This window comes from Lysobacter sp. yr284, assembly GCF_900107375.1.
In the GTDB taxonomy this organism is placed as follows: domain Bacteria; phylum Pseudomonadota; class Gammaproteobacteria; order Xanthomonadales; family Xanthomonadaceae; genus Lysobacter.
The window spans coordinates 83,651-103,136 of the sequence record NZ_FNPT01000004.1 but is presented as its reverse complement, the minus strand read 5'-3'; the positions used below and the strand labels follow the sequence as shown (position 1 = coordinate 103,136).

General features: G+C 70.4%; 17 protein-coding genes. 5 read left to right on the top strand and 12 right to left on the bottom strand.

Translation table 11 applies throughout. From position 1 onward, the window contains the following. Positions 1-109: 109 nt before the first annotated feature. Complete coding sequence (locus tag BLV01_RS08870) at positions 110-703, bottom strand: alpha-ketoglutarate-dependent dioxygenase AlkB family protein (protein ID WP_091797610.1); 594 nt, start codon at positions 701-703, stop codon at positions 110-112. Positions 704-955: 252 nt separating this feature from the next. Between BLV01_RS08870 and BLV01_RS08865 the strand changes: the two genes are divergently transcribed. Continuing rightward, entirely contained in the window at positions 956-2,611 is a 1,656-nt protein-coding gene (locus tag BLV01_RS08865) for an electron transfer flavoprotein-ubiquinone oxidoreductase (RefSeq protein WP_091797606.1), read from the top strand. Positions 2,612-2,849: 238 nt separating this feature from the next. Here BLV01_RS08865 and BLV01_RS08860 read toward each other — a convergent pair whose 3' ends face one another. From BLV01_RS08860 to BLV01_RS08850, 3 genes are all read right to left on the bottom strand, one after another. Beyond that, positions 2,850-5,234: a reprolysin-like metallopeptidase gene (locus BLV01_RS08860; protein WP_175485834.1), complete on the bottom strand. Its 2,385-nt coding sequence runs from the start codon at positions 5,232-5,234 to the stop codon at positions 2,850-2,852. 338 nt (positions 5,235-5,572) lie between these two features. Next, positions 5,573-6,205, bottom strand: a complete 633-nt coding sequence (locus BLV01_RS08855; RefSeq protein WP_091797600.1) for a CoA transferase subunit B — start codon at positions 6,203-6,205, stop codon at positions 5,573-5,575. Positions 6,206-6,234: 29 nt separating this feature from the next. Next, positions 6,235-6,951, bottom strand: coding sequence for a CoA transferase subunit A (locus tag BLV01_RS08850; RefSeq protein ID WP_091797597.1), 717 nt, complete (start codon positions 6,949-6,951; stop codon positions 6,235-6,237). A gap of 128 nt (positions 6,952-7,079) precedes the next feature. On the opposite strand from BLV01_RS08850, the gene BLV01_RS08845 reads away from it, so the two are divergent. Continuing rightward, positions 7,080-7,991, top strand: a complete 912-nt coding sequence (locus BLV01_RS08845; RefSeq protein WP_091797593.1) for an ATP-grasp domain-containing protein — start codon at positions 7,080-7,082, stop codon at positions 7,989-7,991. Between the two features lie 263 nt (positions 7,992-8,254). Here BLV01_RS08845 and BLV01_RS08840 read toward each other — a convergent pair whose 3' ends face one another. Then, a complete protein-coding gene (locus BLV01_RS08840; RefSeq protein ID WP_091797590.1) occupies positions 8,255-9,667 on the bottom strand; it encodes a mannose-1-phosphate guanylyltransferase/mannose-6-phosphate isomerase in 1,413 nt (470 codons plus the stop codon). A gap of 176 nt (positions 9,668-9,843) precedes the next feature. Here BLV01_RS08840 and BLV01_RS08835 point away from each other — a divergent pair, with 176 nt between their 5' ends. Beyond that, positions 9,844-10,695, top strand: a complete 852-nt coding sequence (locus BLV01_RS08835) for a D-hexose-6-phosphate mutarotase (protein WP_175485833.1) — start codon at positions 9,844-9,846, stop codon at positions 10,693-10,695. A 61-nt stretch (positions 10,696-10,756) separates the two neighbouring features. On the opposite strand, the gene BLV01_RS08830 is transcribed toward BLV01_RS08835, so the two are convergent. Beyond that, positions 10,757-11,353, bottom strand: coding sequence for a hypothetical protein (locus BLV01_RS08830; protein WP_091797584.1), 597 nt, complete (start codon positions 11,351-11,353; stop codon positions 10,757-10,759). A 434-nt stretch (positions 11,354-11,787) separates the two neighbouring features. Between BLV01_RS08830 and BLV01_RS08825 the strand changes: the two genes are divergently transcribed. Both BLV01_RS08825 and BLV01_RS08820 read left to right on the top strand, forming a co-directional pair. Then, positions 11,788-12,534 (top strand): electron transfer flavoprotein subunit beta/FixA family protein, encoded by a 747-nt coding sequence (locus tag BLV01_RS08825; protein WP_091797581.1) that lies wholly within the window; start codon positions 11,788-11,790, stop codon positions 12,532-12,534. Beyond that, positions 12,534-13,475 carry an electron transfer flavoprotein subunit alpha/FixB family protein gene (locus tag BLV01_RS08820; protein ID WP_091797577.1) on the top strand — a complete coding sequence of 314 codons (942 nt, stop codon included), beginning with the start codon at positions 12,534-12,536 and terminating at the stop codon, positions 13,473-13,475. The genes BLV01_RS08825 and BLV01_RS08820 overlap by 1 nt, the downstream gene beginning before the upstream one ends. A gap of 55 nt (positions 13,476-13,530) precedes the next feature. On the opposite strand, the gene BLV01_RS08815 is transcribed toward BLV01_RS08820, so the two are convergent. From BLV01_RS08815 to BLV01_RS08790, 6 genes are all read right to left on the bottom strand, one after another. Beyond that, a complete protein-coding gene (locus BLV01_RS08815; protein ID WP_091797575.1) occupies positions 13,531-14,298 on the bottom strand; it encodes a PIG-L deacetylase family protein in 768 nt (255 codons plus the stop codon). After that, a complete protein-coding gene (locus BLV01_RS08810) occupies positions 14,288-15,136 on the bottom strand; it encodes a GNAT family N-acetyltransferase (protein WP_091797573.1) in 849 nt (282 codons plus the stop codon). Before BLV01_RS08810 ends, BLV01_RS08815 begins: the two co-directional genes overlap by 11 nt. Before the next feature lie 32 nt (positions 15,137-15,168). Continuing rightward, positions 15,169-16,065, bottom strand: a complete 897-nt coding sequence (locus tag BLV01_RS08805) for a class I SAM-dependent methyltransferase (protein ID WP_091797571.1) — start codon at positions 16,063-16,065, stop codon at positions 15,169-15,171. Beyond that, positions 16,066-16,428, bottom strand: a complete 363-nt coding sequence (locus BLV01_RS08800; RefSeq protein WP_091797569.1) for an EamA family transporter — start codon at positions 16,426-16,428, stop codon at positions 16,066-16,068. It lies immediately after the preceding gene. 6 nt (positions 16,429-16,434) lie between these two features. Beyond that, positions 16,435-17,457, bottom strand: coding sequence for a glycosyltransferase family 2 protein (locus BLV01_RS08795; protein ID WP_091797567.1), 1,023 nt, complete (start codon positions 17,455-17,457; stop codon positions 16,435-16,437). A 170-nt stretch (positions 17,458-17,627) separates the two neighbouring features. Continuing rightward, positions 17,628-19,373, bottom strand: a complete 1,746-nt coding sequence (locus tag BLV01_RS08790; protein ID WP_091797565.1) for a glycosyltransferase family 39 protein — start codon at positions 19,371-19,373, stop codon at positions 17,628-17,630. Between the last annotated feature and the right edge of the window lie 113 nt (positions 19,374-19,486).

Sequence of the window (19,486 nt, the reverse complement as noted above, 5' to 3'; positions counted from 1 at the left end):
CCAACGGCCGCGCGCGAGCGCGGCCGTTGGCGTTTGCGGCGTCGCATCGTTCGTGCCGCGCTGATCGCCTCTTCAGGCCCGCTGCCCTCCGCTCTGATCGCCGCCCCGACTACCGCCGCGGCGCAATCACCCGGAACGTCAGATTGATCCGCTCCCCGACCAGCCGCGCCGTGCGCGGCAAGGCGTGCCGGTAGTTCGCCTGGGTCGGCCCGGCCATCACCAGCAGGCTGCCGTGGCCCAGTTCCAGCGCCGCCTTCAACGATGGATCGCGCCGGTGCTTGAGCGCGAAGCGGCGCCGCGCGCCCAGGCTCAGCGAAGCGATGACCGGCGCCGGGCCGAGTTCGGGTTCGTCGTCGCTGTGCCAGCCCATCGCGTCGCGCCCATCGCGATAGCGGTTGGCCAGCACGCTGTTGAACGCCGCGCCGAGTTCGCGCGCCAAGCGCTCGCGCACTGGCCGCAGCGCCGGCGGCCACGGCTGCGGGCGGAAGTCGGCGCCGGAATAGCGATAGCGCGCGTCGGGATCGCCGATCCAGCTGCTCAGCCGCGGCGAATCGTGCTCGCGCCCGAACAGGCGGATGCGGTGCACTTCCCAGGCGACCTGCGCCAGCACCGCCGCGTACAGCGCATCGGCCGCGTCGGCATCGAGCCAGTGCGGGTCGTAGGCCAGGTCGGCGTCTTGCAGCGGCAGGCGGGTTGGCGGCATCGGCCGGCACGCTAGCACGCGCGCCGCGGCGGCCGCGATCCGGTTCTTGCGCCCGACCGTGCCGGCCCGCGCGACGGCGGGCCTCCATACCCGGCCGCACCGATCCGGCTGGAAGGCGTTTCAAACGCATCGCGAACGTGCGTGCCGGCGCAGTCCCGGCTTCGACCCGGCCGGCGAATCGCGCCGGCGGAAATGGCGCCTGCCGGGCAAACCCGCGACAATGGACGGATTGCACGCAAGAGTACCGCCAGCATGAGCGAACAGCCGATCGATACGGTCCCGTCCGACACGCCAGCCATCGAGATCGAACGCGACGTCATGGAATACGACGTCGTCACCGTCGGCGCCGGTCCGTCCGGGCTGGCGTTCGCGATCCGGCTCAAGCAGCTCAATCCGGAGCTGTCGGTCTGCGTGATCGAAAAATCGAGCACCATCGGCGCGCACATCCTGTCCGGCGCGGTGATCGAGCCGGCGCCGCTGGACGCGCTGCTGCCGGGCTGGCGCGACAACCCGCCGCCGATCTGCGTGCCGGCCGGGCTGGACGAGTTCTGGTTCATGACCAAGACCGGCGGCTACAAGTCGCCGATCGTGCCGCCGGACATGAACAACCACGGCAACTTCATCGTCAGCCTCGGCGCGATGTGCGCGTGGATGGCGCCGCAGGCCGAAGCCCTCGGCGTTGAGATCTACCCCGGCTTCGCCGCCGCCGAAACCCTGCACGACGCCGACGGCCGCGTCGCCGGCGTGCGCATCGGCGACATGGGCATCGCCAAGGACGGGACCCACAAGCCCGGCTTCACCGCCGGCATCGACATCCGCGCCAAGATCACCGTGTTCGCCGAAGGCGCGCGCGGCCACCTGACCAAGCGCCTGGTCAAGCGCTTCGGGCTCGACGCCGACAGCGACCCGCAGGGCTATTCGATCGGCATCAAGGAACTGTGGCAGGTCCCCGAGGACCGCACCACCCCGGGCAAGATCGTGCACAGCGTCGGCTGGCCGGCCGACAGCCGCACCTACGGCGGCAGCTTCCTGTATCACCTGGACAAGGGCCGCATCGCGCTGGGCTACGTCAGCGGCCTGGATTACAGCGACCCGGACTACAAGCCGTGGGAAGCGTTCCAGCAGTGGAAGAATCATCCGCTGATCAAGCCGCTGCTGGACGGCGGCAGCCTGGTCTCGTCCGGCGCGCGCGCCATCGTCACCGGCGGCTGGCAGTCGCTGCCCAAGCTCGAGATGCCCGGCGCGCTGCTGATCGGCGACACCGCCGGCCTGCTCAACGTGCCCAAGATCAAGGGCACCCACCAGGCGATCCGCTCGGGCATGCTCGCCGCCGAACACCTGGCCGCGCAGCCGCAGCTCGACAGCGCCGGCTTCGACGCCAAGCTGCGCGCGTCCGAGGCGATGGCCGAGCTCAAGAAAGTGCGCAACATCAAGCCCGGCTTCAAGAAGGGCTTCTGGTTCGGCATGCTCAACGCGGCCTGGGAAACGGTCACCGCCGGCGCCTCGCCGTGGACGCTGAAGAACAAGGCCGACTGGTCCTCGCTGGACAAGCTGGGCCAGGCCGAACAGCCCAAGCGCGACTACGCCGACCGCACCCTGGCCCCGCGCGACCGCCTGGCCGGCGTGTACTTCGCCGCGACCGAGCACGACGAAGACCAGCCGGTGCACCTCAAGGTCGCCGACACCAACGTCTGCATCACCCAGTGCGCGAGCGAGTACGGCAATCCGTGCACGCGCTTCTGCCCGGCCGGCGTGTACGAGATCGTCGAAGAGGAAGGCGCCAAGCGCCTGCAGATCAACGCCGCCAACTGCGTGCACTGCAAGACCTGCGACATCAAGGACCCGTACGAGATCATCACCTGGGTCACGCCCGAGGGCGGGTCGGGGCCGAACTACCAGAACATGTAGCGTGCGCGCGCCGATGGCGCGCTACGCCCGAACGCGAAGAGGCGCGGCAACCGGGTTGCCGCGCCTCGCGCGTTTTTGCCGGTCGCCCTTGCGCGCTGCGGCCCGAGGAGCGGGCGCGCGCAGCCGGGCGGCGAAACGCGCCGGCCGGCGCGCTCGCGTTTCGCGTCAGACGCCGGGCGCCCACATCGGCGCGTCCGGCCTGCCGGCGATCCGGGCCGGATCGCCGTCGTCGCCGCGGTCAGCGGCTGACGATCTTCCAGTTCATGTCGCCGACCGTGTACACGCCGCCGCCGGACTTCACCGTCGGCCCGTCGAGCAGGTGCACGTAGTTCTGGCCGGTGCTGCGGTTGCGCCAGAAGATGTCGTCGCGGCCGTCGCCGTCGTAGTCGCCGCTGTTGGCGATCTGCCAGTTCTGGTCGGGCTCGTTGTGGGCCAGGTTGACCACGCTGGGCGCGATCCCGCTCATCGTCCACACGTAGCACTCGCCGCTGGCGCTGCTGCGCCAGTAGATGTCGCTGCGCCCGTCGCCGTTGAAGTCGCCGATCGCGGCGACCCGGTAGTTGCGGTCGGCCACCAGCGGCGCGGCGCCGGAGCCGGCGATGATGCGGGTGCCGGCCATCAGGTGCACGTAGTTCTGGCCGTTGGCGGCGTTGCGCCAGAAGATGTCGGCCATGCCGTCGCCGTTGAAGTCGCCGGCGCCGGCCACCTGCCAGTTCTGGTCCGGCTCGACGTGCACGGTGGCGACGCTGCTCGGCCCCAGGCCGTTCATCAGCCACACGTCGTTGGCGCCGGTCGCGCTGTTGCGCCAGTACAGGTCGGTGCGCTTGTCGCCGTTGAAATCGCCGGTCGCCACGACCTTCCAGTTGCCGTCGGCGACCAGGGTCGAGTAGCCCGAGGACACCACCCGGCCGGCGTCCATCAAGTGGACGAAGGTCTGGCCGGTGGCGGAGTTGCGCCAGAACGCGTCGTAGCGGCCGTCGCCGTTGAAGTCGCCGGTGGCGATCACCTGCCAGGCCTGGTCGGGCTCGACGTGCACGGTGGCCGCGCGCGCCAGCCAGGCGCCGCTCATGAACCAGACGTCGTTGGAGCCGGTCGCGCTGTTGCGCCAGTACACGTCCGACTTGCCGTCGCCGTCGAAGTCGTTGCGCGCGCCGGAGCCGACCTTGGTCGCGCGGAACGTCGCCGCGATCGGCGCGGTCTGGTCGAAGGTGCGGGCCACGTCGGCCTGGTCCTCGACGCCGCAGGCGCGGCTGCCGCACAGGTTCACGCGCGGATTGGAGAACACGCGGTAGGCGGTCTGGCCGGAATCGCCGTAGGCCATGATGTCGTAGAAATTGCCTTCGGCCGCGCTGGTCTTGTAGCCGAAGGAATAGGCGAACGCGCCGTACTTGAGCGAACCGCTCGACGAGGCGGTCGCGCGGTCGTGCTGCGCGCCGAGGTTGTGGCCCAGTTCGTGGGCGAAGGTTTCCTCGCGGCAGAAGTAGGTCGTGCCGCCCTGGACTTCGCGGCCGTCGCTGACCACCGAGTAGCCCGAGTTGGCCGAGCGCGCGGTATAGGCCTGCTGGCCGCCGCCGATGATCCAGGCCACGCCGCAGCCGTTGTGGGTCGCGCGGTCGTACTTGCGCACGAACGAGACCAAATCGGCGCCGTATTCCTCGCGCGCGGCGCGCAGGGCGTTGAAGGCCGGGTCGACCGCGGCGCCGTTGACGCCGCTGAGCGCGTCGAGGGTGTCGCCGTTGTCGCCGCTGTCGGTGTAGTTGACCTGCAAGGTGCCGACCAGGCGCAGGCGCGCGCCGACCTGGCTGTTGCGGTAGGCCTCGTTAGTGACGTCGACCAGGTTGCTCACCCGGGTCACCGCCTGCGAGGCGCCGCCCAGGCCGTTGGCGAAACCGTTGCTGTAGCCGATCAGCACGTCGATGGTGGCGACCGCGCCGCCGGCGGCGTTGGCCGAGACCGCGGCGGCCGCGGCCACCGGCCCGCTGTAGGCCTGCTCGGCCGCATGCGGGATCTTGAAGTCGTCGGCCTGCACCGTGGCTTCCTGGCCGGTCAGCGCCATCCTCACCGGGTCGGTCTCCACCAGCCACGAGGCGCCGTCGCGCATGGTCAGCTTCAGCGACGGCTTGCCGGGCTGGTCGATCACGCCGAACACCGCGTGCGCGCCGAAGGTGACGATCGCTTGCTTGCCGGCATCGCCGTCCTCGACCTGGCCGACCCAGGTCCAGTCGCCGCTGTCGTGCTCGACGTGGCGCTGGTAGCGGAACGACAGGGTCTGGCCCGACGGCGTGGTCACCCGCAGACGGCCGCTGGCGATGGCGGCGAGCGCGTGGCGCTCGCTGAGCCCGGCGCGATGCCAGGTGTAGGCGCCGTCGCGCAGGACCTGCGGCTTTGCGGAGTAATCGACCAGATCGCCGCGATCGGGCGCGGCGGCGAAGCCGGCGACGGCGCGTTGCGGCAACGCCGACGGCACGGCGCGGAAGCCGTCGCGCGCCAGGCTTGCGCTTGCGCCGGCGCTGGCGAAGCCCGCGGGCGCCACCGGCTGCGGCGCCGCCGGCGAGCCGGCCTGCGCGCTGCGTTGCGACGTCGCACCCCACCCCCACCATCCCGCGACCCCTATCAAGGCCACGGCCCCCACCAAGAACGTACGACGCATGACGAACCGACCGATTTCGAGTTGAACTGCGCTGGGCATCCTGCATGGATGAACGAGCGACTGCAACGGGCTGAACGCTTTGAGCCCCTGTCATTTACCCGCAGCAAACCACCGCCGTGCACAGTTTTCGCAGGCCGCGCCGGCAACGCCGCCGATCGGCCGCTGTTCAGGGCGGCGATTTCCCGGTTCAGGCATCGCTCCGCGGCCTCAGGCGCGGCCCCGCCGGCCGGCCCGCGGGCGGCCGCGGCAGGCGCCGCAAACGCAGAAGCCGCCTTGCGGCGGCTTCTGCATCGGCCCGTCGGCGCGGCCCGTCAGGCCTTGCGCAGCGGCACGCCGGTCTTCTCGCGCAGTTCGTCTTCGCTGACGCCCGGCGCGGTCTCCACCAGCACCAGCCCGTCGGCGGTCACGTCCATCACCGCCAGTTCGGTGATGATGCGGTTCACCACGCCCAGGCCGGTCAGCGGCAGGGTGCACTCGGGCAGGATCTTGTGCTCGCCGTTCTTGGCGGTGTGCTCCATCAGCACCACCACGCGCTTGACGCCGGCCACCAGGTCCATCGCGCCGCCCATGCCCTTGACCATCTTGCCGGGCACCATCCAGTTGGCGAGGTCGCCCTGGTGGGTGACCTGCATGGCGCCGAGGATGGCCAGGTCGATGTGGCCGCCGCGGATCATCGCGAAGCTGTCGTGGCTGCCGAAGTAGCTGGCGCCGGCGCGCGCGGTGACGGTCTGCTTGCCGGCGTTGATCAGGTCGGCGTCGACTTCGTCCTCGCTCGGGAACGGGCCGATGCCGAGCAGGCCGTTCTCGGACTGCAGCCACACGTCCATGCCGTCGGGAATGAAGTTGGCCACCAGGGTCGGCAGGCCGATGCCGAGATTGACGTAGGCGCCGTCGGTGAGTTCCTGCGCGGCGCGCTGGGCCATTTGGTCGCGGTTCCAGGGCATTTCGAATTCCTCAGAAAATGGGCGCGGCGTCAGGCGCGCACGGTGCGCTGCTCGATGCGCTTCTCGGGCGTGGCGTTGACCACGATGCGGTCGACGTAGATGCCCGGCAGGTGCACCTGGTCCGGATCGATCTGGCCGATCTCGACCAGTTCCTCGACCTCGACGATGCAGACCTTGCCGGCCATCGCGCAGGCCGGATTGAAGTTGCGCGCGGTCTTGCGGAACACCAGGTTGCCGGACTTGTCGGCCTTCCACGCCTTGACCAGCGACACGTCGGCCTTGAGCGCGGTTTCCATGACGTAATGGTGGCCGTCGAACTCGCGCGTCTCTTTGCCTTGCGCCACCACCGTGCCGTAGCCGGTGCGGGTGAAGAACGCCGGGATGCCGGCGCCGCCGGCGCGCAGGCGCTCGGCCAGGGTGCCCTGCGGGTTGAACTCCAGCTCCAGTTCGCCGGACAGGAACTGGCGTTCGAATTCCTTGTTCTCGCCGACGTAGGAGGAAATCATCTTCTTGATCTGGCGCGTTTCCAACAGCAGGCCCAGGCCGAAACCGTCGACGCCGGCGTTGTTGGAGATCGCGGTCAGGCCCTTGGCGCCGCTGTCGCGCAATGCGGCGATCAGCGCCTCGGGAATGCCGCACAGGCCGAAACCGCCGACCGCGAGGGTCTGGTCGTCGGCAACCACGCCCTGCAGCGCGTCGTGGGCGTTGGGATACAACTTGCTCTTGGCGGCGACCGCGTCGGCCATGGGACAGCTCCTGTGAGGGATGCGCCCAGTTTAGCGCGCGGCCGCGCGCGGCAGCAGCGGACTTTCGGGCAATGCCCGCACAGTGCAACGGCTGTGCCTGGATTGCAGGCGAAGGCTAGACTTGCGGCATGAGCCGACTCGCCCTGGTCACCGCCATCGCCAGCGCCGGGCAGGACGACGACCTGTCGCCGCTGCTCGCCGCCTGCCTCGCCCGCGGCCTGTGCGCCGAGATCCGCGCCTGGGACGACCCGAGCGTGGCCTGGGCCCGATACGATGCCGTATTGCTGCGCTCGCCCTGGGACTACAGCGCGCGCTATGGCGAATTCCTGGCCTGGTGCGAACGCGTCGACGCCGCCAGCCGCCTGCTCAACCCCTGGCCGGTGCTGCGCTGGAACAGCGACAAGCGCTACCTCGGCGACCTCGCCGCGCGCGGCGTGCCGGTGGTGGCGACCGCCTTCGTCGGCGCCGACACCGACCCGCTGCCGGCCTTGCAGGAATTCCTGGCCGCGCACCCCGACGCCGAGGAGTTCGTGGTCAAGCCCACGGTCAGCGCCGGTTCGCGCGACACCCAGCGCTATGCGCGCGCGCAGGAATTCGCCGCCGCCAACCACCTGGCGCGGCTGCTCGACGAGGGCCGCGACGCGATGCTGCAGCCCTACCTGAGCGCGGTCGACCGCGACGGCGAGACCGCGTTGATCCACTTCAACGGCAGCTTCAGCCACGCCATCCGCAAGGGCGCGATGCTGCAGCGCGAGGACGCGCTGAACCTGCGCGCGGTGGAGCGCATCGCCGCGCGCGAGGCCAGCGAGGACGAGCGCACCGTCGCCCTGCACGCGCTCAACGCCGCCAGCGCGCGGCTGGACCTGGAAGAGCCGCTGGCCTACGCGCGGGTCGACCTGATCCGCGACGCGCAGGGGCGGCCGCAACTGCTGGAACTGGAGCTGTGCGAGCCGTCGCTGTTCTTCGCCCATGCGCCGGGCAGCGCGGAACGCTTCGCGCAGGTGCTGGAGGAGTTGTTGGCGACGTCGGCCGGCGCGTAGACGCTGCGTTCACGGTTCATCGCCGTTGCGGTGTCGCGGTCGCGGCTTGCGCCGCTCCTACAGTCGGAACCCAGCCAACACGACGATCTGCGCGATCCACCTGTAGGAGCGGCGCGAGCCGCGACCGCGACACATCGCCTGCGACGCGGCCGCGATGCCATCGCGACATCCGTCGCCGCGGGTAAAAAATCCCTCGCGCGTCGTAGAAAAACGAAGACCGGCCTGAGCCGGTCTTCGTTCGACGCTTTCGCCACCGCGCAGGCTTACGAGCGCCCGTACACGTCCTCGAGCCGGACGATGTCGTCCTCGCCCAGGTAGCTGCCGGACTGCACTTCGATCAGTTCGACCGGCTCGGTGCCGCGGTTGCGCAGGCGGTGCACGCTGCCCAGCGGGATGTAGGTGCTTTCGTTCTCGCGCAGTTCGAACACCTTGTCGTCGCAGGTGACCTCGGCCACGCCCGACACCACGATCCAGTGCTCGGCGCGCTTGTGGTGCTTCTGCAGGCTCAGCACGCCGCCGGGCTTGACCTCGATGCGCTTGACCTGGAAGCGCTCGCCCATGTCGATGGAGTCGTAGTTGCCCCACGGCCGGTAGACCTTGCGGTGGAACAGGTGCTCCTGGCGCCCGGCCTGCTTGAGCTTGTCGACGATGGTCTTGACGTCCTGCACCCGGTCCTTGCGCGCGACCAGGGTCGCGTCGGGGGTGTCGACGATGACCAGGTCTTCCACGCCGATGGTCGCGATCATGCGCCGGTCGGACGCGCGCACCAGGCTGTCGCGGGTGTCGACCGAGATCACGTCGCCCTCGTAGCGGTTGCCGTCGGCGTCGCGCTCGGCCACCGCCCACAGCGACGACCACGAGCCGATGTCGCTCCAGCCGCAGCTGACCGGCACCACCGCGGCGCGCGCGGTCTTTTCCATCACCGCGTAGTCGATGGAATCGTTCGGGCTGGCGGCGAATTCGTCCTTGCCGACGCGGATGAAGTCGAGGTCGCGGCTGGCCCGGGCGTAGGCGGCGCGCGCAGCGGCGAGGATCGCCGGCGCCAGCGTCTCCAACTCATCCAGATAACGCTGGGCCTTGAACAGGAACATGCCCGAGTTCCAGGCATAGGTGCCGGCGGCGAGATAGCCCTCGGCGGTGGCCTGGTCGGGCTTCTCGACGAAGCGGTCGACCTTGAACCCGCCCGCGCCGAGCGCGTCGCCGCGGGCGATGTAGCCGTAGCCGGTTTCCGGGTAATCGGGGGTGATGCCGAAGGTGACCAGCCAGTCCTGCTCGGCCAGCACGGCGGCGCGCGCGACTGCGTCGCGGAAGGCGTCGACGTCTTCGATCAGGTGGTCGGCCGGCAGCACCAGCATGGTCGCCGCGGGGTCTTCGGCCACCAGGTGCAGCGCGGCCAGGGCGATCGCCGGAGCGGTGTTGCGCGCGCTGGGTTCCAGCACGATGGCGCCGTTGGCCACGCCGATGCCCTGCAACTGTTCGCCGACCATGAAGCGGTGGTCTTCGGCGCAGACGGTGACCGGGGCGCCGGTGTCCGGCAGCGCGTTGGCGCGCAGCAGGGTTTCCTGGAACAGCGAGTGGTCGCCGATCAGCGACAGGAATTGCTTGGGCTGATTCTGGCGCGACAGCGGCCACAGGCGCGAGCCGCTGCCTCCGCTCAATACGACGGGGTGAAGCATCCTGGCTCCAGATTTCGGAACGGAAAGGGGCGCCAAGGATAGCCGAAGCCCTGTTCGCCCTGGCTTCACGACCGCTAAACCGCACCTGTCGAGCGCCCGTTACTATGACCGGCGTGCCAGCTTGGCGCGGCCCGCGCCGCCATGCTGGCGATTTTCGCCTCCCCATGGATGGAACGATGAACGCGCCCTCCCTGCCTTCCCCCTTGATCCTGAACGGCCCCGGCGACGCCCGGGTCGAAGCCAGCGCCTTCGGCGCCCACCTGCTGTCCTGGCATTGCCGCGGCCAGGAGCGCCTTTACCTGAGCCCGAACGCCGGCTTCGGCGCCGGCAAGGCGATCCGCGGCGGCGTGCCGGTGATCTTTCCGCAGTTCGCCGAACGCGGCGACGGCCCGCGCCACGGCTTCGCCCGCACCCTGACCTGGGAGGCCGAACCGGCCGACCCGCAGGCCGGGCGGCTGTCGTTCCGGCTGGCCGACCGCGAGGAAACCCGCCGCCACTGGCCGCACCGCTTCGAGGCCGGCCTGGACATCGAGTCCGGCGCGGACCGCCTGCGCATCGCCCTGAACGTGCGCAACACCGACCGCAACGCGTTGGAATTCAGCGCCGCGCTGCACACGTATTTGGCGGTGAGCGACATCGCCGCGACCCTGGTCCACGGCCTGGAAGACCGGGCCTACGTCGACAGCGCCCAGGCCGGCGCGGCCTGCCCGCCCAGCGACGCGCCGGTGCGCTTCGACGGCGAGGTCGACCGCATCTACGCCGACACCCAGCGCCCGGTGCGCATCACCGACGGCGAGCAGATGCTGCGTTGCGAAGCCGAGGGCTTCGCCGACACCGTGGTGTGGAATCCCGGCGAAGCGCTCGCCGCGGGCATGGCCGACCTGGCGCCCGGCGGCCATCGCCGCTTCGTCTGCGTGGAGGCCGCGCAAGTGCTGCAGCCGGTGCGGCTGGCGCCGGGCGAGCGCTGGAGCGGCGCGCAGATCCTGATCGTCGAGGGCTCGGCGGCGCAGTACCGGATCGGCGGCTGAGCGCGCCCGGCCGCGGCCGGATCGACGGCCGGTCCCGCCCCGGCGACGCGGCGGCGGACGCTCAGCCGCAGCGGTAGCTGACTTCGGCCACGCTGTTGCGGAACGGGTCGGTGAGGTCGTCGGAATACTCGCCCAGCAGCAACCGCTGGCGCGGCAGCAGGTTGCCGCGGAAGAACCGGCTGAAGCCGACTAGGCCGCGGCCGCGCTCGGTCAGGCGCACGCAGTCCTCGACCACTTCGATCGTGCCCGACTGCAGCTGCTCGGTAAGGCGCACGTCGATCAGGCGGTGCTCGACCATGTATTCCTGGGTGACCACGTGGTGCAGGCGGTCGACGTGGATGCCGCCGCCGCGCTGGTGGATCTTCTCCAGCAGGTAGAACGACAGCGAACGGTCGATCACGGTCGGCACCGAGATCGCGAAGGCGTAGCCGCCAAGCATCCACAGGCACAGCATCTGCACTTTCTCGAAGCGGCTGAACTCGGCGAACGCCTTCAGCGCGAACAGCCCGCCGCCGACGATCGCCGCGGCCAGCGCCGCATCCAGGACCGCGCTGTAGAGCACCACGTCGACCTTGCCGTAGCGCACGTGCGCGGCGTAGACCGCCAGCAGTACGAGCACGAACGCGACCGTCGCCGCCAACGCCTTGAGGTACTTCATCGCCAGCCTTCTCCTTAGCCGTGCCCGTTGCGGGCGTGCCTGTCGGGTATGCAACGCAATACGGGCGCGGGTGCGGACCGGATGCGTTCAGGACGCCGCGGGCGGCGGACTGTGCCGGGTCGGTCCGCCTGCAGGCTCTGCGTGCCCTCGCCCGTCCTCGCTGGGCGCCGCGCGCCACCATAGCAGCGCCGGCCGCCGCCGCGCGCGCCGCCCGTCCGCCGGGGCCGCGCCCGCCGCGGGCTGCGACCGGCGCCCGCTCCGCCCGTGCCCGCCGTCGCGCCCCGACGGCGCGCAGGCCGCCCGCGCGCCGTCGGGGCCGGCCCGGACCCGGCCGGCGCCGGACCGGCCGACCTGCGTCGGCTGGCCGTCTCCGCTAGAATCGAGGGCTGTCGGCCGCTCCCGGCCGGACACCCCCCACAAGGAAATCCCGCACGATGAAGATCCTCGTCGGCTACAAGCGCGTGGTGGACTACAACGTCCGCATCCAGGTCAAGCCGGACGGTTCCGGCGTGATCACCGACGGCGTCAAGCTGTCGGCCAATCCGTTCGACGAAATCGCCCTCGAAGAAGCCCTGCGCCTGCGCGACAAGGGCATCGCGACCGAAGTCGTGGTCGCCACCATCGCCCCCGCCGACGCCCAGGCGCACCTGCGCAACGGCCTGGCGATGGGCGCCAACCGCGCCATCCACGTGGTCAGCGACCAGCCGATCCAGCCGCTGACCGCCGCGCGCACCCTGCTCAAGCTGATCGAGAAGGAACAGCCGGACATCGTCATCCTCGGCAAGCAGGCCATCGACGACGACGCCAACCAGACCGGCCAGATGCTGGCCACGCTGTGGGGCCGCCCGCAGGCGACCTTCGCCTCCAAGCTCGAAGTCGCCGACGGCAAGGCCACGGTGACGCGCGAGGTCGACGCCGGCCTTGAGACCCTGGAAGTGGACCTGCCGGCGGTGGTCACCACCGACCTGCGCCTCAACGAGCCGCGCTTCATCAAGCTGCCGGACATCATGAAGGCCAAGAGCAAGCCGCTGGAGACCATCGCGTTCGCCGACCTCGGCGTCGATGCCGGCGACACGCTCAAGACCACCCACTACGCGCCGCCGCCGAAGCGCAGCAAGGGCGTGATGGTCAAGGACGCGGCCGAACTGGTCGCCGCACTGAAGCAGAAGGGGTTGCTGTGATGAGCAAGGTTTTGATCGTCGCCGAACATCTCGAAGGCAAGCTCAACGCGTCGACCGCCAAGTGCGTGTCGGCCGCGCAGGCGCTCAAGCCCGACGCCATCGACATCGTCGTGCTCGCCGCCGATCCGGCCGGCGTCGCAAGCGAGGCCGCGCAGATCGCCGGCGTGAACAAGGTGCTGGCCGTGGCCAACGCCGCCAACGCCAACGCCATCGCCCAGGTGCAGGCGCCGCAGGTCGCCGCGCTGGCCCAGGGCTACAGCCACGTGTTCGGCCCCTCGACCACCTTCGGCAAGGACCTGATGCCGTGCGTGGCCGCGCTGCTCGGCGTGGCCCAGGTGTCGGACGTGATGGCGGTGGAAGGCAGCCATACCTTCAAGCGCCCGATCTACGCCGGCAACGCCATCGTCACCGTCGAGGCCCCGGCCGACCACGCCGTGGTCGCGACCGTGCGCACCGCCTCGTGGCCGGAAGCGGCCAAGGGCGGCAGCGCCGCGGTGGAGTCCGCCTCGGCCGACGCCGCCCTGCCCGGCCACACCCGCTATGTCGGCCTGGCCGCCGGCAAGTCCGACCGCCCGGACCTGCAATCGGCCCGCCGCGTGGTCTCCGGCGGCCGCGGCGTCGGCTCGCAGGAGAACTTCAAGATCATCTACGACTTCGCCGACAAGCTCGGCGCGGCGGTCGGCGCCTCGCGCGCCGCGGTCGACGCCGGCTACGTGCCGAACGAACTGCAGGTCGGCCAGACCGGCAAGATCATCGCCCCGGAGCTGTACGTCGCCGTCGGCATCAGCGGCGCGATCCAGCACCTGACCGGGATCAAGGACGCCGGCACCATCGTCGCGATCAACAAGGACGGCGAGGCGCCGATCTTCGAGATCGCCGACATCGGCCTGGTCGGCGACCTGTTCAAGCTGCTGCCGGAACTGGAAACCGCGCTGGGATAAGCGCCGGGGAACGGGCGTCCGCGACGGCCGCCCGTCCCGACCGCGCCGGCGGGCCTCAGGCCTGCCGGTGCGCGGCGGTCGCCGCGGCGAACTCGGCCCAGCTCGGGCCGCCGCGGCGCTCGTACAGCATCGGCCCTGCGTGCGGCCGCTGCGCGGTGCGGCGCGGATCGACCGGCTGGCGCCGGAACGCATCGGCGCCGAGCATGCGCCACAGATAGAACGGCAACAGGCCGACGAAACTCTTCCACTGCGAGCGGTACGCCAGGCAGGCCGCGGCGTAGCGCAGGCGTTCGCCCAGCGCGGTCGGCAGGACCTCGCCGGGGCCGTTGCCCGGCAGCGGCGAAAGCACCTTGAACCACGGGCCGCGCAGGCCTTCGCCGTGGTACAGCGAGAACTGCCACATGCGCGCGCCGCGCGCCTGCGCCACGGCGATGCCGACCAGGTGCCCGGCGTCGTGATCGTGGTGGCCGCCTTCCCAGGCCGGCATCAACACCTCGCCGCCGCGCACGCCGGCAAACCGCGCCAGCGCGAGCGGCACCGCCTCGTCCAGGCGCAGGTGCAGCCCGCCGTCGGCGATGCCCCATTCCTCGCCGCAGAAATGCATGCGCGCCGGGTCCATCCCCAGCGCCGACAGCACCGCCACGCTTTCGCCGCGGCGGCGGGCCATGTCCTGCCCGCCCCAGCCGCCGTCGGTCAGCCACACCGCATCGACCGGGCGGCCCGCGGCCAGCGCGCGGCGCAGCCAGGGGAACGCGGCGAACTCGTCGTCGGGGTGTACGAACAGCGCCAACAGCGGCGCTTGCGCGGCAGCGTCAGAACGCATCGAAATCCAGTTGTCCCAGGCGCACCGAGTCCGCGGCGGGCACCGCCACGCCCTCGGCCAGCGGACGGAAGATCATGTTCAGCGGGCTCGGGCGCAGCCGCTGCGGAATCTCGAACCACAGGCCCTGCGGGCGCTCGCCGCCGGGGCGCAGGCCCAGGTGCAGGCGCATCGCCCAGGCCGGCGCCTGCGCCGGCGCCTGCATGCCGGCCGGCAGCGCGAGTTCGTCCCAGGCCCGCAGGCCGGGCTTGCCGGTCGCGGCTTCCGCGCCGATCGCGCCCGCGCCCGCGCGCACCAGCCGATAGCCGCGCTGCGGATTGGCGATGCGCCACTGCAGCGCCGCCTGCGACCAGTCGCGGCGGAAGCCGTCGGCCTCGGCGGCCGGCGCCGCGCGCTCGATCCGGCCGAAGCCGACGCGCGCGTCGAGCGGACGCACCAGGGTGAAACCGAGTTTGCGCAGGAAGCCCGGCGTCGAGTTGGCGTTGGCCACGCCGTACACCGCGCCGACGCCGGCCTGCGCGCCGAGCTGGTAGGTCGCATCGGCCAGGCGGGTGAACAGGCCCTTGCCCTGGAAGTCCGGATGGGTCGCGGTGTTCAGCGACAGCATCACCCGCATCGCCCGCCCGCCGACCACCGCCTGCGCCGGCACGCACACGTAGTGCGCCGCCAGCCGCTCGCCCTCCCAGGCGTCGCAGCCGATCACCGCGCCGGCGGGATTGCGCGCATACAGCCATTGCAGGTAAGCGGCGTTGAGGTGCGAGGCGCCGGGGAAACAGGCGCGGAACAATCGCTCGTAACTCGCCAGAGCTGCGGCGTCGGTACCGACCGGACGGATTTCCACGTTCGCTTTCCTCTCGTTCCTGGCGCCGTCGTTCAGCCCGGCGCCTGCTCCGCCAGCAGCCACACCGTGATGTCCGACGGCAACGCGCGCAACGCCGGCACCAGCGGCAGGATGCCGGCGGTCAAGGCCAGCGCCTTGGCCTTGGACACGTCGCCGGAGCACATGATGCGCTCGTACAGACCGCTCGCCAGCAAGGTCGGCAGGCGCCGGCTGGCGGTCACGCGCAGCCCGGCGCGAGCGGCCACCGCGGCCAGCGACGCGGTATCGAAGTAATACAGGTGCGGCGAAGGCAGGCCCTTCTGCCACAGCCGGTCGAACGGGCCCGGCATGCCCAGGCGCGCCATCGTCCCGGCGATCCGGTACAGCGCGCCGCGCCGGTCCGGCGCGTTGACCACGACCACGCCGTTCGGACGCAGGCGCTCGCGGCAATGGCGCAATGCCGAAGTCACGTCGGGAATATGCTCGAGCACGTCGTTGAACACGATCGCGTCGAAACGCTCGTCCGCGGCCAGCGCATCGGGAAAATAGCCGCGCCGCACCGGCAGGCCCCGCGCCATCGTGCGCCGCGCGACCTCGGGATCGGGCTCGATGCCGAAGACCTCGAAATCGGCCGCGGCCTTTTCCAGGAACCAGCCGTGCGCGCACCCCACGTCGAGCAAGCGCGGCCGTTGCGCATCCGCGCTGCCGCCGACGCCGGTTTGCGCCTTCAGCCACGCCAGCAAGGTGTCGAAGTTGGCTTCGCGAATGGGGCGCAACGCCAGTTCGCGCTGGTCTTCATCGATGTCCGGACCGTCGCGTTCGTCGATGTGCGCGGTGAACGCCGCGGTCTCCAGCCCGCACGACAGGCAGCGCCGGTGCCACTGCGCCAGTCCCGCGACCTGGGCGTTGCCGCAGCCCTCGCAATCGGAACGAAACGACGATTCCAACATTCACCACTCCCTTGCGCTGACGACAACGCCGATCATGATGATCGCGCCGCCCAACAGTGTCGAGTAGCGCAATTTCTCGCCGAGGATCAGCATCGACAGCAGCGGCACCAGCAGGAACGCCAGGCCGTAGAACGGAAACGCCAGCGACAGCGGCACCCGCGCCAGCACCGCCAGCCACGCCAGCGTGGCCAGGCCGTACACCGCCAGGGCCGCGAACAGCGGCCACGACAGCAAGGTGCGCGGGTTGGAGAAATCGAGCGAACCGGCTGCGAATTTGAACAACACCTGGCCCGCCGCGAGCATCGCGATGGTGCCCAGGATCATCGCCACCGTGGTGAAATTGAGTTGGCCGCCATTGCTCATCGTGCGTCACTCATCGTGCGAAATGCGCTTGATCAAGGGACGCCGGGCCAACAGCTGCGACAACGGCCGCCGCGGCACCGACGCGATGTCGTAACCGAAGAACGCGAGCAGGAACTGCAGGCCCGAGACCACCGCCACGGTCGCGATCATCACCGTGCCCACCGGGGTGGCGCTCTCGGCCTGGACCGAACGCACCCAATGCCAGCCGCCGAAGCCCAGGCCGAAGCCGAGCAGCAACACCGCCGCCAGCAACTCCAGCGAGGCCAGCGACAGATCGCGCAGGAAGTAGTTGTAGCCCACGCGCTTGCCGAGGTTGCGCGCGTGCTTGAACAGGAATTCGAAGAATATCTTCGAAGCCTTCAGGCCGCTGGTCTCGTCGCCGTAGCGCGCGTCCATCGGCACGTCGATCACCACCGCGCGCACGGTGTTGAGCCGGAACAGGATGTCGGTCTCGAAGAAATAGCGCCGGCTGATGCTGTTGAACGGCAGCATTGCGGCGACGCGCGCGTGGATCGCGGTGTAGCCGTTGGTCGGGTCGAACACGTCCCAATAGCCGGTGGAGGCCTTGGCCATGAAGCTCAGGCCGAGGTTGCCGATGCGCCGCGCCAGCGGCATCTGCCGGATCTGCGCCAGGTCCCAGAAACGGTTGCCCTTGGTGTAGTCGGCCTCGCCGGCGAGGATCGGCGCGACGAACGCCGGCAGCAACGCCGGATCCATCTGCCCGTCGCCGTCGATCTTGACGATCACCGTGGCGCCGTCGGCGATGGCCTGCTGGTAACCGGTGATCATCGCCCCGCCCACGCCCTGGTTGTGCGGATTGCGCAGCACCCGCACGCGCGGGTCGGTGGCGTTGCGTTCGATGAACTCGCCGCTGTTGTCGGGACAGGCGTCGTCCACGCAGTAGACCGCATCGACCTCCGGGCCGATCGCGGCGAGCACGCCGAGAATGTGCCGCGTCACCTTGTAGCTCGGGATGACCACGGCGATGCCGCTGGTCCAGGAGCGTGGGGCGTTCGCGTCGCGAGTCATTCGGAATTCCAGGGCGGCTTGCGGGAGGGACGGGCCAAGCGGCGGCCGCCGCCGGCTGGGCGGCCATCTTAGCCGATCGCGACCGGACAGGCATGTAGATTCAGGGAGTTAGGCCCGCTCGCACGGGCGATCCGGGCGCCGCGGCGCCCGGACCGAAGGTCGCCGCCGGCCTATTTCGCCGGGGCCGGGGGCGCGACCGGCGTCGCCGCCTCGGTCGAGGACAGCGAGATCCCGTCCTCGTTCTCGCGCCCGTTGAGCCCGCACGGCACGCCGATCCCGTGCAGCGCGATCACCGTCGCCGGCCCCTTGATCAGGCTGCAATCGAACTCCTGGCCCGGCTGCAGGTAGATCGCGGTGCCGTCGCCGATCATGTAGAACGCGGAACGGTAGGCGTCCGCGTCGAGCTGCCTGAACAACGCGAACTGATGGCCCGAGCGCTTGCCTTCGCGGTCGATGCGCTCGCCGTAGCGGTCGATGACGCTGGGCTGGTTGGCCCCGCGGCGCACCTTGTCGACCTGGGTGCTGTTCCAGCCCAGGTACAGCACCATCGCCGCCAGGATCGCCTTGCCGGCATGGCGCGGGCGCGCCACGAACACCGCCAGCGCCGCCCACGCGGCGAGCATGCAGTTGTAGCGGATGAAGCGGTCGTTGAAGGCCGACAGGCCGAGCGCGAAATCGGTGTGGTACTGGTAGACCTCGCGCAGCAGCCACCAGTAGCCCGCCGCCGATGCGGCCAGCACCGTCGCCGCCACCGCCAGGCGCAGGCGCAGGCTCCACAGGCGCCATTCCACCGACGCCACCAGCACCGCGTACATCAGCAGCGGCACCAGCGCGAATTCGTAGTAGCGGCCGTGCACGCGGTCCAGGCTCTCGTACATGCCGGTGCCGGCGACCGCGGCGGAGAAGGCCATGGTCACCGCGAAGAAGCAGCCGAAACCGGCCAGCACGAACCACACCGCCGGGCGCATCCAGGCGAACTGCGGCTCCAGCGCCTGCGGACGCAGCAGGTTGCGCACCGCGCTGACCGCGACCAGCAGCAGCGGCAACGACATCAGCGTGGCCAGGAAGGCGAGATGGTTGCGCAGCGCCACGATGCCCTTGCTCAGCAGCAGCGCCGGGCTCAGGCCGTTCTCGATGATCGAGGACTGCGCGCCGTAATGGCCGCCGAACGGATTGAGCACGAGCTTGCCGAAGATCGCGCTTTCCAGCGCGACATAGCTGAGCACCGTCGCCGCCGCATACAACCCGGCCATGCCCAGCGCCGACGCCGACCAGCCCACGCGCCGGGTGCGCGCGTCGTACGCGGCCAGCAGCAGCGCGAAAGGCGGCAACAGGAACAGGCCGTGCGGCTTGGTCGCGATCAACAGCCCGTGCAACACCGCCGCCCACACCAGCAGCGACGCGCGCGGCTGGCGCAGGTACGCGAACAGCAGCGACAGCAGGCCCACGTACAACGCCGCGAACAGGCTTTCCGGCATGAAGAAGGCGATGTAGCCGCCCAGGCCGGCCCAGGCGAACGCGATCGCCAGCAGCAACGCGCCGCGCGGCCGGTACACCTGCACCGCGATGCGGTACAGCGGCACGATCGCCAGCGCCACCACGATCACGTTGAGCAACCGCGCCTTGACGATCAACTCGCCGCCGCGCGAATGCGCCAGCGAATACAGCAGCGAGAAGAACCAGTTGTTGACCAGCGGCGCCTGCCCCGGCATGACCTCGCGGTGCAGCACCCAGTACGACCACGCCGCGTAGCTGTACTCGTCGGCGAACACCATCGGCGGACCGAGCGCCGCCACCCGCGACACCAGCAGGTAGAACGCGGCCACCATCGCCAGGATGCAGGCGGTGGTCGACAACGGCCAGTCGCGTGGCGCGGGCGCGCCGGAGTCCGCCGAAGCCCCCTGGATACTGCTCATTCAAGCCTGCTTTATGCGTAGAATTAACGACTTACTATAGCCAGCGGCCGGCTCGCGGACAAACCGCAGACGGCCCTGCGCGGCGTCCGGCGCGACGCGGCTGGCGTTGCAGG

Coding starts and splice junctions, on each gene's coding strand:
- BLV01_RS08870 (WP_091797610.1), bottom strand. CDS start 703: ATGCCGCCAACCCGCCTGCCGCTGCAAGACGCCGACCTGGCCTACGAC.
- BLV01_RS08865 (WP_091797606.1), top strand. CDS start 956: ATGAGCGAACAGCCGATCGATACGGTCCCGTCCGACACGCCAGCCATC.
- BLV01_RS08855 (WP_091797600.1), bottom strand. CDS start 6,205: ATGCCCTGGAACCGCGACCAAATGGCCCAGCGCGCCGCGCAGGAACTC.
- BLV01_RS08850 (WP_091797597.1), bottom strand. CDS start 6,951: ATGGCCGACGCGGTCGCCGCCAAGAGCAAGTTGTATCCCAACGCCCAC.
- BLV01_RS08845 (WP_091797593.1), top strand. CDS start 7,080: ATGAGCCGACTCGCCCTGGTCACCGCCATCGCCAGCGCCGGGCAGGAC.
- BLV01_RS08840 (WP_091797590.1), bottom strand. CDS start 9,667: ATGCTTCACCCCGTCGTATTGAGCGGAGGCAGCGGCTCGCGCCTGTGG.
- BLV01_RS08835 (WP_175485833.1), top strand. CDS start 9,844: ATGAACGCGCCCTCCCTGCCTTCCCCCTTGATCCTGAACGGCCCCGGC.
- BLV01_RS08830 (WP_091797584.1), bottom strand. CDS start 11,353: ATGAAGTACCTCAAGGCGTTGGCGGCGACGGTCGCGTTCGTGCTCGTA.
- BLV01_RS08825 (WP_091797581.1), top strand. CDS start 11,788: ATGAAGATCCTCGTCGGCTACAAGCGCGTGGTGGACTACAACGTCCGC.
- BLV01_RS08820 (WP_091797577.1), top strand. CDS start 12,534: ATGAGCAAGGTTTTGATCGTCGCCGAACATCTCGAAGGCAAGCTCAAC.
- BLV01_RS08815 (WP_091797575.1), bottom strand. CDS start 14,298: ATGCGTTCTGACGCTGCCGCGCAAGCGCCGCTGTTGGCGCTGTTCGTA.
- BLV01_RS08805 (WP_091797571.1), bottom strand. CDS start 16,065: ATGTTGGAATCGTCGTTTCGTTCCGATTGCGAGGGCTGCGGCAACGCC.
- BLV01_RS08800 (WP_091797569.1), bottom strand. CDS start 16,428: ATGAGCAATGGCGGCCAACTCAATTTCACCACGGTGGCGATGATCCTG.
- BLV01_RS08795 (WP_091797567.1), bottom strand. CDS start 17,457: ATGACTCGCGACGCGAACGCCCCACGCTCCTGGACCAGCGGCATCGCC.
- BLV01_RS08790 (WP_091797565.1), bottom strand. CDS start 19,373: ATGAGCAGTATCCAGGGGGCTTCGGCGGACTCCGGCGCGCCCGCGCCA.